The organism is Bradyrhizobium sp. SZCCHNR1017, assembly GCF_032381375.1.
Classification (GTDB): Bacteria; Pseudomonadota; Alphaproteobacteria; order Rhizobiales; family Xanthobacteraceae; genus Bradyrhizobium.
In genome coordinates, this window is the sequence record NZ_JAUHIR010000022.1 from 52,584 (window position 1) to 64,920 (window position 12,337).

Sequence of the window (12,337 nt, forward strand, 5' to 3'; positions counted from 1 at the left end):
ACCAGCCCATGTCCAACCCGCCGCCTGCCCCGCCTTCGCTTGCCGATTTGCGCAAGGAGATCGACGCGATCGACGAGCAGGTCCATCAGCTCCTGATGAACAGGGCCGACATCATCGACCGGCTGATCAAGGTCAAGAAGACCCAGGAGGTCGGCTCGGCGTTCCGGCCGGCGCGAGAGGCCGACATGATGCGGCGCCTGGTGCAGCGCCATCGCGGCATCCTGCCGCTCGACACCGTCGAGGGCATCTGGCGCGTGATCGTCTCGACGTTCACTTACGTGCAGGCGCCGTTCTCGGTTCACGCCGACGTGTCGGTCGGCGAATCCGCGATGCGCGATTCCGCCAGGTTCCATTTCGGCTTCGTGGTGCCTTATGTCGCCCATTTCAGCGCCCAGGCCGCCGTCGAAGCCGTGGCGCGCTCGAAGGGCGATCTGGCGCTGGTATCGACGACATCGGGCCATACGCCGTGGTGGATCACGCTCGAGCCCGTGGGCGCGCCGAAGATCATCGCCCGGATGCCGTTCATTGAGCGTGCCGACCATCCGGCGGCGCTGCCGGTGTTCGCGGTGTCGCGGGTCGCCGACGACGCGCTCGTGCTGGAGGTCGAGACCTGGAGCATCCGCGTCTCCGGCTGGAATGCGCAGGTGTCGCGCGCGCTGTCGCCGCTGGCCGACGTGGTCGCGGTGCCCGATACCGCCTTCGACGGCGCCGCGCTGCTGGTGTCGATCGAGGCGCCGTCGAACCTCGACAAGATCAAGGCTGCCCTGATCGCGGCGGGCGCCTCGGTCCGCTCGACGGCCCTCGTCGGCGGCCATGCGAAACGCTATACGGTTCCGAGCTGAGACGCCTCGCGCCAGTGACGATTTTCCGGAGTTGATGATGAACCGCCCCGTGCCGAACCCCGGCATCCTCGACATCGCGCCCTACACGCCGGGCAAGAGTCCCAAGCCGGAGCCTGGCCGCAAGGTTTTCAAGCTGTCGGCCAACGAGACCCCGTTTGGTCCCTCGCCGAGGGCGATCGAGGCGTTCAAGAGCGCGGCCACGCATCTGGAAGATTATCCGGAAGGGACCTCCCGGGTGCTGCGCGAGGCGATCGGCCGCACCTACGGCCTCGATCCCGACCGCATCGTCTGCGGCGCCGGCTCCGACGAGATCCTCAATCTGCTGGCACACACCTTTCTTGGCCAAGGCGACGAGGCGATCTCCACCGCGCACGGCTTCCTGGTCTATCCGATCGCGACCATGGCCTGCGGCGCCAGGAACGTGGTTGCCGCGGAGACGGAGTATCGCACCGATGTCGACGCCATCCTTGCCGCGGTGACGCCGCGCACCAAGCTGGTCTGGCTCGCCAACCCGAACAACCCGACCGGCACCTACATCCCGTTCGACGAGGTCAAGCGGCTGCGTGCCGGCCTGCCGTCTCATGTCGTGCTGGTGCTCGACGCCGCCTATGCCGACTACGTTGCGCGCAATGACTACGAGTTCGGGCTCGAGCTGGTGGCGACGACCGAGAACACGGTCGTCACCCATACCTTTTCCAAGATCCACGGCCTCGCGGCGCTCCGCGTCGGCTGGATGTTCGGCCCGGCGCACATCGTCGATGCGATCAACCGAATCCGTGGGCCGTTCAACGTCTCCTCGCCGGCGATGCTCGCCGCGGTCGCCGCGATCGAGGACACCGCGCATCAGCAGATGTCGAAGACGCACACGGAAACGTGGCGCAACTGGCTGACCGAGGAGATCGGCAAGCTCGGGCTGAAGGTGACGCCGAGCGTCACCAATTTCATCCTGATCCACTTCCCGACCGACAAGGGCAAGACCGCGGTCGAGGCCGACGCATTCCTGACCCGGCGCGGCCTCGTGCTGCGCGCGCTCGCCAACTACAAGCTGCCGAACGCGCTGCGCATGACGATCGGCACCGAGGAAGCCAATCGTCTGGTCGTGGAGGCTCTCAGCGAATTCATGAGGGCGAAATGAGCGTCGCGGGGCGGTTCGAACGCATCGCGCTGATCGGCTTCGGCCTGATCGGCGGCTCGATCGCGCGGGCGGCGCGGCTGCAGGGCGTGGCCGGCGAGATCGTCACCACCGCGCGCTCGGAGAAGACTCGCGCGCGCGTCGCCGAACTCGGCCTCGTCGACCGCGTCGTGGCGAGCAACGCGGAGGCGGTCAAGGATGCCGACCTCGTCATCCTCTGTATTCCCGTCGGAGCGTGCGGTCCGGTCGCGGCCGAGATCGCGCCGCATCTGAAGCCCGGCGCCATCGTCTCCGACGTCGGCTCCGTGAAGGGCGCCATCGTTCGCGACATGGCGCCGCATCTGCCAGCGCATGTTCATTTCGTGCCGGCGCATCCGGTCGCCGGCACCGAGAATTCGGGACCGGATTCTGGTTTCGCCGAGCTGTTCATCAACCGCTGGTGCATCCTGACGCCGCCCGACGGCGTCGACGCCGGCGCGATCGATCATCTGCGCGCGTTCTGGGCGGCGCTCGGCGCCAAGGTCGAGATCATGACGCCGGATCACCACGACCGCGTGCTCGCGATCACCAGCCATCTGCCGCATCTGATCGCCTACACCATCGTCGGCACCGCCGACGAGCTGGCGCAGGTGACGGAGTCCGAGGTGATCAAGTTCTCCGCCGGCGGCTTTCGCGATTTCACCCGCATCGCCGCCTCCGACCCGACGATGTGGCGCGACATCTTCCTGAGCAACAAGGATGCGGTGCTCGACATGCTCGGCACCTTCACCGAGGACCTCTCCAAGCTGACGCGGGCGATCCGCCGCGGCGACGGCGATGCGCTGTTCGATCACTTCACCCGCACCCGTGCGATCCGCCGCGGCATCGTCGATATCGGCCAGGATTCGGCGGCGCCGGACTTCGGCCGGCCGCTGCCGCAGTTGAAGAAGAGCTGAGGTCAGAACAACGGCGGGACGCGGGCGACCTTGAACGGACCGAGCACGACGACGCCATCGGAGAAGCGCAACGGGAAGGTCCGCGCCTTGCGCCCTTCGAGGGTGGCCTCCTTGCCGAGCGCATTGATGCCGAGCGCGACGCCGACATTGGCGTTCTGCTTGACGACCTTGCCGAGGCCGGGAATGGCGCGGTCGAGCGCACCGAGCAGGTTGTTGACGTCCTGCGACTTCACACCCGGCGCTACGCGATCGAGCGTCCCCTGCGGCACGCCGTTTTCGAGCATCTTGTCGAGACCGAGCGCCGGAATGACCTTTTCGATCCCGGCCACCGTCATTTGCACTTCGCCATCAATGCCGCCATTGGCGGTCAGGCTGAGCGTGCCCGACGCAACGGCCAGCAGCTCGCCCTGCTGGATGCGCGACTGGACGATCTCGACATGACCGCCCGCCGCCTGGATCTCGCGAAACCGCTCCGGCCAGGGTTTGGGCCGGAAGTCCTTGAGACCCGTGACGCGGGCCTGGATGTCGGTATTGAACGGTTCGGCAAGCAGAGGATGGCTGCCTTGGATGCTGCCGCTTTCGATCTGCAGCGCAGTCTCCAGCACCGGATGGTCGGACGGCGTGCCGTCGGCGAAGCGGCCGTGCAACTCGACGTGATCGGCGCGCGCGGCGGGCACGACTGTCCCGCCCTCGATGCGGTCGATGGTCGGTTGTTCGAACACGAGGTCGGCGCGCTGTGGCGGCCCTGGCAGGCCGCGGACACTGGCCTCGCCGACGCGCCAGTTCGCGGAGAACGAGGTCGGTCCGCGCCCATCAGCGATCGTCGCGGGTCCCTTGAACTCCGCGATGAGCCGCTTCGGGTCCCACACCTGGGCGACGACGAGGATCTCGTCGAGCTTGGCATTCATCAAAGGCGTGCCGGCGGCCTGCGAGAACAGGTCCACGCTCGGATCCGTGCAGCGGACCTCGAGCCGGAACGGGAAGCCCGCGACCGAGCGCTTCGCGCAGTCATAGACGCGTCCCGATTTTGCTTCGCGCGCACGCCAAGCGTCGGCCTGGACATCCACTTGCGAAGCGGCGAAGAACCAGAATGCGCTCCACGCAACAGCGGCGATCAGGAGCAGAACGGGAGCTATGAAGAGCCCCCAACGAGAGCGCCTGCGGCGCGCTTGCGGCAAACGAGACATGCAGGACACCCTTTGGGCAGCAATTTTGGCAATTCGGCGATCACGGATTGTGTATCTAAATTAACAATTCGCGAGCATCACACTTAGGCTTCCGCATTGATGTCCGCAATGACCCTCTCCGAACGCGACCTTCCCCACGGCGACCTCTGGGTCTTCGGCTACGGCTCGCTGATGTGGCGGCCCGGATTCGCTTTTCTCGAGCAGGTGCCGGCGCGGCTGATCGGCGAGCATCGCGCGCTCTGTGTGTATTCGTTCGTCCACCGCGGAACGCCGGAGAAGCCGGGCCTCGTGCTCGGTCTCGATCGCGGCGGCGCGTGTCGCGGCATTGCGTTCCGGGTGGCAGCAGACAAGCGCGACGAGACCATCGCCTATTTGCGGGCGCGTGAGCAGGTGACCTCGGTCTATCGCGAAGTGACGCGCTCGGTTTGGCTTGAAAACGACGCGCGCGAGCGGGTGAGCGCGCTGGTCTACGTGGTCGATCGCGGCCATGTGCAATATGCAGGCCGGCTGTCGCCGCAGGAGCAGTTGCGCCATGTACGCCAGGGTCACGGCCAGTCCGGCGCCAATCGCGACTACGTGATCTCGACCGTGAAGGCGATCGAGGCGCAGGGCTTTCGCGACGCGCAGTTGCATCGGCTGGCGACGATGCTGCACGATGACGGCCACTCGCTGCATCCTGCGCCAAGCAAGACATAGCCCTCAAGCCTTCACCGGTGCCGGCACCCGGCCAAACAACTGCGCCTGTTCCGCCTGCCCCGCGGCGACGAGCCGGCCGGTCGCCTCTTCGATGACGCTCTGAATCCGCGCCATGAACTCATCGCGCGGCAGGCCAGGCGGCAGCGGATCGAGAAACTCCACGACGAGCGTGCCCGGATAGCGCAGAAATGTGCGGCGTGGCCAAAACAGACCCGAATTCAGGGCCACCGGCAGGCAGGGTACGCCGCAATCCGTGTAGATCAGGCCGACCCCGCCCTTGTAGTCGGGCGGTGCGCCCGCCGGACGCCGGGTGCCTTCCGGGAAGATCACAAACTGACGGCCGTGCTTCACCTCCTCCGCCGCCCGCCGCATCACCTGCTTCAACGCGCGGGCGCCGGAGCTGCGGTCGATCGCGATCATGTCCGCCTTGACGAGATACTGTCCGAACAGGGGAATCCGCAGCAGCTCGCGCTTGAGAACGAAGAACGGCGCATCGAAGAAATGCAGCAGCGAGATCGTCTCCCACATCGACTGATGCTTGGCGGCGACGATCAGCGGCCCCTTCGGGATCTTCTCGACGCCGCGATATTCGACGCGGATGTTGCAGACGACGCGCATCAACAAGATGTTGCTCTGCGCCCACCAGTTGGCGACGCGCAGCAGCGCCTTGCGGGGCATAGCCAGGGTCGGCAACGCGATCAGCGCCCAGAGCACGAAGTTCGGGTAGAACAGGATGTTGAACAGCAGCGAACGCAGGAAGATCGAGACCATCAGAAACCCAGTTCAATTGGCTTGCGCCGTCGTCGGTCGGCGCGACACCGAGCCGGTTGGCGGATCGAACTCGGGCGCGAGATCGAGGCCGAGATCGGCCAGCCGCAGCCGCATCTCGGCGGCGACATATTTGGCATATTCGGACAGCAGAAGCCGCACCGTCGGCGCGCTGGTCCACCACGGCTCGTCGCGCCATTTCTCGCCGACGACCGCATAGGGAATGAGATCCATGCTCGGCATCGCATGCGACAGTTCGACGATGGCCCGCGGCATGTGATAGTTCGACGTCACGACGATCAGCGACTTGAAGCCGCGCTCGCTCGCCCATCGCCGCGTCTGCGCGGCGTTGCTGCGGGTGTTGATCGCCGAATAATCCAGATCGACGCAGCAGTTGATGAATGATCGCGCCTCGGGCAGCGACCGGGTGATGTCGCTGGCCTCGTTGGTCGGGTGCACACCGGAGATCAGCAGCCGCCGGCCATAGCCTCCCGCCAGGAGTTCCACCGCGTCCGATACGCGTGACGAGCCGCCGGTCAGGACCACGATTCCGTCCGCCTTGCGCTCGGGCTGGATCTCGGCGCCCCGCAATTGCGAGAGGAAGCCGACGAAGCCGACCGCCGCGACGAAGAAGCCGACCCCGAGCGTCGCCACGGCGCCCGCGAGCGTCCGCCACACCGCCACGGTGAGCGGCAGCTTTCGCCTGCTATGGTCAGTCTCCGGCTCCATGCAACGCCTGGCTTGTCCTTGCCTGCCTGCGCGCGGCGCCATGCCGTCGCGCGATCCCGTCGTTCAAGTCCGGGAACGCAGGCAGGTTTCGCCGGCCTCCCGATCACGTTCGCTCGCCGCCGATCCTGGCGCGCGACCTCCGCCGTGTTCGTGACCCAGCTCACCCCGTCCTGCCTCACCCCGGCGCAGACGATTTTAGGCGGTTTTCGGGCCAAGTGAAATCCGCAACGAGACGGCTGGGGATAGAAGCCGCCATCAGTCGATGCTCGCCAGCGTCGTGAACAGGGTGCGGCGTGCGGCCCAGCCGGTCACCGCGGCGATCACGATGGCCTGCAGCGCGATCGCGACATAGCCGAGCGGGCGCAGCGAGAATGTCCCCAGCAACGCCGCGAACTGATCGCCGACGGGAGTGCCGGAGAACCAGTTGGCGATCGACTCCGAGAACCCGAATCCGAGCATCGCAAGGCCGCCGCCGATCACGCCCCCCTCCAGTCCGAGCTGCAGAAAGTGCCGCAGGAAGTGGTTGGCGATGTAGCGATCGCCGGCGCCGACGAAATGCAGCACCTCGACGATCGGCCGGTTCGCGGCCATCGCGCCGCGGGTCGCGAACGACACCGAGATGATGGTGGCCGCGATCACCAGCAGCAGAATGCCGAAGCCTGCGAAAAGCGTCGCGCCGGTCATCGAGCGCATGCGCTCGATCCAGGCGCGGTGGTCATCCACGCTGGCGGTCGGCGCGACCTGGGTCACGCGGCTGCGGAGCGCGTTGAGGTCGAAGCTGGTGCCGGGCTGGACGCGCGCGATGATGACGCGCGGCACCGGAAGCTCGTCGAACGACAGGCCGCTGCCGAGCCACGGCTCCAGCAGCTTGCTGGATTCCTCCTTGGTGAACGGCCGGACCTCCACGATTCCGGACTGCGCCCGCATCGCCTCCGTCACCAGGGCAATGTCGCGCTCGATGTCCCGGCCGGTCTTGGGGCGAACCTGGACGGTGATCTCGCTCGACACCTCCGACTGCCACTCGGCCGCGGACTCGCTGACCAGCAGCACGCCGCCGGTCGTGATCGAGGCCAGGAAGGTCATGATCGCCACCACGGCGACCAGCGCGCGGCCGGCGATCGAGGCGCGCGGCACGATCGGCGACACGATGCGGGCCTGCGCCGGCAGTTGCGGGCGGTCGTCGCCGAGATCGACCAGGAGGCCGCGATCGTCTACGCTACTCATAGATGTGCAATCGTCCCTGATGCAGCACCAGCCGGCGGGCCTCGTATTGGTCCATCAGCGTGATGTCATGGGTTGCGATGATGACCGCCGTCCCCGAGCGGTTCAATTCGATGAACAGCCGCAGCAGGCGGCGGCCGAGCGTCGGATCGACGTTGCCGGTCGGCTCGTCCGCGAGCAGCAGTTGCGGCCGCGAGATCACGGCGCGCGCGATCGCCGCGCGCTGCTTCTCACCACCCGACAGGATCGGCGGCAGCGCGTCCATGCGCTCGCCAAGGCCGACCCATTTCAGGAGGTCGATGACCTCCTTGCGGTAGCTCGATTCATCCCGCCCCATGACGCGAAACGGCAGCGCCACGTTCTCATAGGTCGTCATGTGATCGAGCAGCCGGAAGTCCTGCAGCACGATGCCGATGCGCTTGCGCAGATCGGCGATCTCCTCTTTGCTGAGCAGCGAGATATCGTAGCCGAACAGATTGACCAGGCCGCGGGTCGGCCGCAGCGACAGAAACAACAGCTTGAGCAGCGAGGTCTTGCCCGCGCCCGACGGGCCGGTGAGGAACTGGAAGGAATGGGCCGGAATCTGGAAACTGAGGTCACGGAGAATCTCCGGCCCCAATCCATAGCGCAGCCCAACATTTTCGAACCGAACCAAAGCGTCAGCTCCGTTCGACCGCGTGCGCGGCAGACCCGCACGCTCCAAGCTCAGCGGTACGATGGCCCGATTGAGCGCCCGTTATGGTTTCCGGTTCGTTAACGGTCGCCGTGTACCATTGGCGCGATTGAGTTCCGATGTTCGTCGACATGGCGGTCCTTGTAGCACGAACTGTCGGAAACAAAGCGGCAATGGCCGTTGGAGAACAGGCGCGATGTTCATCGTTTGCCCTCATTGTACGACATCTTATGCCATCGACGTGGCAACCCTGGGTATGGCTGGCCGCAACGTACGCTGTTCCCGTTGCAAGGAGGTCTGGCTGGCACGACCGGAGGATGCGGTCGAGGCGCCCGCCCCCATGCCTGCCATGGCGGAGGCCGGCGCGGCGGCCGCGCCCCGTGACGCGGCCGACGAGTGGGAAGCCCTCGCGCGCCAGGAAGACGACGACGAACGGACGCCCGACGTGGAAAGTCCGCCGCTGGCTGCCGGCTGGCCCGAGGATGCCCTCGCCGAGCCCGACGACGACACGGCCGATGCCGGGCAGCCGGCGCAGAGCGGGGCGTCGCGCCTCGCCGGTCTCCGCAAGCTCATCAGGCGCCCGACGTTGCCGGATTTCCCAGGCAACAGGGTGTTGAACCTGCCGGTGCTGACGGCCGCCATGGCGGCGCTCACGATTGCGCTGGTGGTGTGGCGCGCCGACGTCGTCAGGCTGCTGCCGCAGACGGCGTCGTTCTACAAGCTGGTCGGGCTCGAAGTGAACCTGCGCGGCCTGACCTTCAAGGACCTGAAGGTGGCGACCGAAACCGTCGACGGCAAGCCGGTGCTGGTGATCGAGGGGACGATCGTCAGCCTGACGAAGAAATCGGTCGACCTGCCGCGGCTGCGCTTCAGCGTCCGTGACGCGCAGGGCACCGAGATCTACGCCTGGAACACGCTGCTCGAGCAGACCGCGCTCAAGCCCGGCGAGCGCACGACGTTCAAGTCGCGGCTCGCCTCGCCCCCTCCCGAAGGCCGCAATATCGATATACGGTTCTTCAACCGGCGCGATCTCGCCGCCGGCAGTGCATGATGGTTCCGGTCTCGTGGGTCGCCCGCGGGGCCCACGACACGGAGACGAAACGACATGTCGCGCGTGCTGATCGCCGACGACGAAGATTCGATGCGGACCCTGGTCGCGCGCGCCATTGCCATGGATGGACATGAGATCGTGACGGCGCAGGACGGTGCCGAGGCGCTCGACATCCTGACGCGCGAGGCCGGCGCCTTCGACCTGCTGCTGACCGACATCCAAATGCCTATCATGGACGGCATCGCGCTGGCGCTGTCGGCGGCACGCGATTTTCCCGACCTGACCATCCTGCTGATGACCGGCTTCGCCCATCAGCGCGAGCGGGCGTCGAATCTCAGCGCGATCGCTCACGACGTCATCACCAAGCCCTTCTCGATCGCCGACATCCGCACCGCGGTCGCCGACGCGCTGGCGTCGAAGGCTGCGAAGGCGTAGCGCGCCAACGATGATCCTCGACGTTGCTGCAGTCCGCGCTGTCATCCCTGCAAACGCAGGGATCCATAGCCACCGCCGCCGTTGAGGGACAAGACTGGTCCCACATCTCGCGCCATCACATCGCCCTGGGGGTATGGGTCCCTGTGTCTGGAAAGTCTGCCATGATGATGGTGGGCGGGAAGCCGTTGGGTCCTTGGCGCTAGACGCCGTGAGCCGGCTCGGTCTCCCGCCCGTTCCATTTATCAACCTGAACAGTTGCACGAGGCTGCGCCAACAGACCTCGCATCACAGGGACAGGCACCGTGATCGTACCTTTTCGTTGCGTCGGAATCGACGTTTGCAAACCCTATCTCGATATTTTTGATGAAGCCGTGGGGGCGCCGGAGCGCATCGCCAACGGGCCACAGGCCATCACACAGCTGGTGGCGCGTTGGCGATGCGATGTTCTGGTGGTCTTTGAGGCCACGGGTGTCTACGACCTCGAACTGCGCGAGGCCCTGCGTCGGGCGGGCATCCGCTTTGCGCGGATCAACCCGGCTCGAGCTCGCGATTTCGCCCGCGCCAGCGGCCAACTCGCCAAGACCGATCCGATCGACGCGCGAACGCTGGCAGCCTTTGGGCGCGCCATGCAGCCAGCCACCGAGCAGGCCATGACGCCTGCCCAAAGCGCCCTCGCGAGGCTTGCAAAACGGCGGGATCAACTGGTTGCCATGCGCGCCCAGGAAAAGAACCGCCGCAGCGAGGCCGAGGACCGCGCCATGGCCGAACGCATCAGCCGCCTGATCGAGGTCCTCAATGACGAGATCGTCGAGATCGAGGCCGAGATCAACGCGCTCATCAAAGCCGAGCCGGTGCTTGCGGAGCAGGCACAGCTGATGCGCTCCGTGCCCGGTGTGGGACCCGTCGCCTGCATGCAACTCATCACCCAGATGCCGGAACTCGGCCATCTCGGGCCAAAGGAGGTAGCCGCTCTTGCGGGCCTGGCTCCCTTCAATCGCGATAGCGGGGCGTATCGTGGCAAGCGCAAGATCGGCGGCGGCCGGAAGCGTGTCCGCGACGCCCTCTACATGGCCGCCCTCAACGCCGTCCGCCGCGCCGATCGCTTCAAGATCTTTTACAACCGTCTGCGCCAAGCCGGTAAACCCGCCAAGCTCGCCCTCATCGCCGTCGCCAGGAAGCTTCTAACCATCCTGAATGCCATGATGCGCGACCGAAAACCTCATGCGATCACTCCATCAACATAACAGTTGCCGGGTCGGCGCCACGCCGTCGCTTCGCGCCATCGCGGCTTGCCCGGGACGACAGCGATGGGTGCGATGGAGCGCGGACGTGCCTGATGGGCTCGCGCCTGCGTAAAGGTCGCTGAAGGAACTGATCCTCTCTCCTCCGTCATTGCGAGCGCAGCGAAGCAATCCAGAATCCCTCTGCGGAGACCATCTGGATTGCTTCGCTGCGCTCGCAATGACGCTGGGGCGGCCGTCGGACGCCCCGCTCAGCTTCACGCGCTGAGCGCGCGCATCTCGGCATAGAGATCGGATTTGCCCTCGAAACCGATGCCGGGGAGGTCGGGCATCGTGATGTGGCCGTCGGTCACCTTCACGCCGTCGGGGAAGCCACCATAGGGCTGGAACAGGTCGGGATAGCTCTCATTGCCGCCGAGGCCGAGGCCGGCGGCAATGTTGAGGGACATCTGGTGACCGCCATGCGGGATGCAGCGCGACGGCGACCAGCCATAGGTCCTGAGCACGTCGAGCGTGCGCAGATACTCGCACAGGCCGTAGGACAGCGCGCAGTCGAACTGCAGCCAGTCGCGATCGGGGCGCATGCCGCCGTAGCGGATGAGGTTGCGCGCGTCCTGGTGGCTGAACAGGTTCTCGCCGGTGGCCATCGGGCCGGGATATAAATCGGCCAAGGTCGCCTGCAGGTGATAGTCGAGCGGATCGCCCGCCTCCTCGTACCAGAACAGCGGATAGTCGCGCAGCATCTTGGCGTAGGCGATCGCAGTCTCCAGGTCGAAGCGGCCATTGGCGTCGACCGCGAGCTGATTGTTGGGGCCGATCTCGGCGAGCACGGCCTCGATGCGCTGGCGGTCCTCGTCGATCGGCGCGCCGCCGATCTTCATCTTCACGACAGTGTAGCCACGCTCGAGATAGCCGCACATCTCGCGGCGCAGCGCCGAGAGATCCTTGCCGGGATAGTAGTAGCCGCCGGCAGCGTAGACGAAGACGCGCGGTTCGGCCTTGCGGCCGTGCCGCTCCGCGAGCAGACGGAACAGCGGCTTGTCGGCGATCTTGGCGACCGCATCCCAGATCGCCATGTCCAACGTGCCGACCGCGACCGAGCGCTCGCCGTGGCCGCCGGGCTTCTCGTTGATCATCATCGCCGCCCAGGCCTTGTCCGGGTCGATGTTGTCCTTGCTGGCATCGAGCAACGATGTCGGGTCAGCTTCCACGAGGCGCGCGCGAAAGCGCTCGCGGATCAAGCCGCCCTGGCCGTAGCGGCCGTTGGAGTTGAAGCCGTAGCCGACCACGGGCCGGCCATTGCGCTCGACATTGGTGATGACCGCGACCAGGCTCGACGTCATCTTGGTGAAGTCGATATAGGCATTGCGGATCGGCGACGAGATCGGCTTCGTCACCTCGCGGACGTCGACGATACGAACGGTCAT

General features: G+C 66.2%; 13 protein-coding genes. 7 read left to right on the top strand and 6 right to left on the bottom strand.

Annotation, left to right across the window (positions count from 1 at the left end; all coding sequences use genetic code 11):
• Positions 1–8 precede the first annotated feature (8 nt).
• Genes QW863_RS32870 through QW863_RS32880 form a run of 3 tightly spaced genes read left to right on the top strand, consistent with a single transcriptional unit; the run spans position 9 to position 2,909 of the window.
• The gene (locus QW863_RS32870; protein WP_315718102.1) at positions 9–842 is read left to right on the top strand and encodes a chorismate mutase; all 834 of its coding nucleotides are present in this window, start codon (positions 9–11) and stop codon (positions 840–842) included.
• 37 nt (positions 843–879) lie between these two features.
• Positions 880–1,977 carry a histidinol-phosphate transaminase gene (gene hisC / locus QW863_RS32875; RefSeq protein ID WP_315718103.1) on the top strand — a complete coding sequence of 366 codons (1,098 nt, stop codon included), beginning with the start codon at positions 880–882 and terminating at the stop codon, positions 1,975–1,977.
• Positions 1,974–2,909: a prephenate/arogenate dehydrogenase family protein gene (locus tag QW863_RS32880; protein WP_315718104.1), complete on the top strand. Its 936-nt coding sequence runs from the start codon at positions 1,974–1,976 to the stop codon at positions 2,907–2,909. The genes hisC and QW863_RS32880 overlap by 4 nt, the downstream gene beginning before the upstream one ends.
• A 2-nt stretch (positions 2,910–2,911) precedes the next feature.
• Here QW863_RS32880 and QW863_RS32885 read toward each other — a convergent pair whose 3' ends face one another.
• A complete protein-coding gene (locus tag QW863_RS32885) occupies positions 2,912–4,096 on the bottom strand; it encodes a DUF2125 domain-containing protein (protein ID WP_315718105.1) in 1,185 nt (394 codons plus the stop codon).
• Positions 4,097–4,195: 99 nt separating this feature from the next.
• Between QW863_RS32885 and QW863_RS32890 the strand changes: the two genes are divergently transcribed.
• Positions 4,196–4,792 (top strand): gamma-glutamylcyclotransferase, encoded by a 597-nt coding sequence (locus QW863_RS32890; protein ID WP_409977989.1) that lies wholly within the window; start codon positions 4,196–4,198, stop codon positions 4,790–4,792.
• Positions 4,793–4,795: 3 nt separating this feature from the next.
• On the opposite strand, the gene QW863_RS32895 is transcribed toward QW863_RS32890, so the two are convergent.
• From QW863_RS32895 to ftsE, 4 genes are all read right to left on the bottom strand, one after another.
• The gene (locus tag QW863_RS32895; RefSeq protein WP_315718107.1) at positions 4,796–5,563 is read right to left on the bottom strand and encodes a lysophospholipid acyltransferase family protein; all 768 of its coding nucleotides are present in this window, start codon (positions 5,561–5,563) and stop codon (positions 4,796–4,798) included.
• A gap of 12 nt (positions 5,564–5,575) precedes the next feature.
• Positions 5,576–6,289 carry a YdcF family protein gene (locus tag QW863_RS32900; protein ID WP_315718108.1) on the bottom strand — a complete coding sequence of 238 codons (714 nt, stop codon included), beginning with the start codon at positions 6,287–6,289 and terminating at the stop codon, positions 5,576–5,578.
• Positions 6,290–6,544: 255 nt separating this feature from the next.
• Complete coding sequence (locus QW863_RS32905) at positions 6,545–7,513, bottom strand: ABC transporter permease (RefSeq protein ID WP_315718109.1); 969 nt, start codon at positions 7,511–7,513, stop codon at positions 6,545–6,547.
• On the bottom strand, positions 7,506–8,165 hold the full coding sequence (ftsE, locus tag QW863_RS32910; protein WP_006615648.1) for a cell division ATP-binding protein FtsE: 660 nt from the start codon (positions 8,163–8,165) through the stop codon (positions 7,506–7,508). Before ftsE ends, QW863_RS32905 begins: the two co-directional genes overlap by 8 nt.
• A gap of 214 nt (positions 8,166–8,379) precedes the next feature.
• Between ftsE and QW863_RS32915 the strand changes: the two genes are divergently transcribed.
• The 3 genes from QW863_RS32915 (at position 8,380) to QW863_RS32925 (ending at position 10,913) form a co-directional block, all read left to right on the top strand.
• The gene (locus QW863_RS32915; RefSeq protein WP_315718111.1) at positions 8,380–9,234 is read left to right on the top strand and encodes an MJ0042-type zinc finger domain-containing protein; all 855 of its coding nucleotides are present in this window, start codon (positions 8,380–8,382) and stop codon (positions 9,232–9,234) included.
• Between the two features lie 54 nt (positions 9,235–9,288).
• On the top strand, positions 9,289–9,669 hold the full coding sequence (locus QW863_RS32920; protein WP_315718112.1) for a response regulator: 381 nt from the start codon (positions 9,289–9,291) through the stop codon (positions 9,667–9,669).
• Between the two features lie 302 nt (positions 9,670–9,971).
• Positions 9,972–10,913: a transposase gene (locus tag QW863_RS32925; RefSeq protein WP_315769834.1), complete on the top strand. Its 942-nt coding sequence runs from the start codon at positions 9,972–9,974 to the stop codon at positions 10,911–10,913.
• 254 nt (positions 10,914–11,167) lie between these two features.
• Here QW863_RS32925 and QW863_RS32930 read toward each other — a convergent pair whose 3' ends face one another.
• A complete protein-coding gene (locus QW863_RS32930) occupies positions 11,168–12,337 on the bottom strand; it encodes a mandelate racemase/muconate lactonizing enzyme family protein (protein WP_315718114.1) in 1,170 nt (389 codons plus the stop codon).

Coding starts and splice junctions, on each gene's coding strand:
- QW863_RS32915 (WP_315718111.1), top strand. CDS start 8,380: ATGTTCATCGTTTGCCCTCATTGTACGACATCTTATGCCATCGACGTG.
- hisC (WP_315718103.1), top strand. CDS start 880: ATGAACCGCCCCGTGCCGAACCCCGGCATCCTCGACATCGCGCCCTAC.
- QW863_RS32880 (WP_315718104.1), top strand. CDS start 1,974: ATGAGCGTCGCGGGGCGGTTCGAACGCATCGCGCTGATCGGCTTCGGC.
- QW863_RS32870 (WP_315718102.1), top strand. CDS start 9: ATGTCCAACCCGCCGCCTGCCCCGCCTTCGCTTGCCGATTTGCGCAAG.
- QW863_RS32890 (WP_409977989.1), top strand. CDS start 4,196: ATGTCCGCAATGACCCTCTCCGAACGCGACCTTCCCCACGGCGACCTC.
- QW863_RS32920 (WP_315718112.1), top strand. CDS start 9,289: ATGTCGCGCGTGCTGATCGCCGACGACGAAGATTCGATGCGGACCCTG.
- QW863_RS32905 (WP_315718109.1), bottom strand. CDS start 7,513: ATGAGTAGCGTAGACGATCGCGGCCTCCTGGTCGATCTCGGCGACGAC.
- QW863_RS32900 (WP_315718108.1), bottom strand. CDS start 6,289: ATGGAGCCGGAGACTGACCATAGCAGGCGAAAGCTGCCGCTCACCGTG.
- QW863_RS32885 (WP_315718105.1), bottom strand. CDS start 4,096: ATGTCTCGTTTGCCGCAAGCGCGCCGCAGGCGCTCTCGTTGGGGGCTC.
- QW863_RS32895 (WP_315718107.1), bottom strand. CDS start 5,563: ATGGTCTCGATCTTCCTGCGTTCGCTGCTGTTCAACATCCTGTTCTAC.
- QW863_RS32930 (WP_315718114.1), bottom strand. CDS start 12,337: ATGACCGTTCGTATCGTCGACGTCCGCGAGGTGACGAAGCCGATCTCG.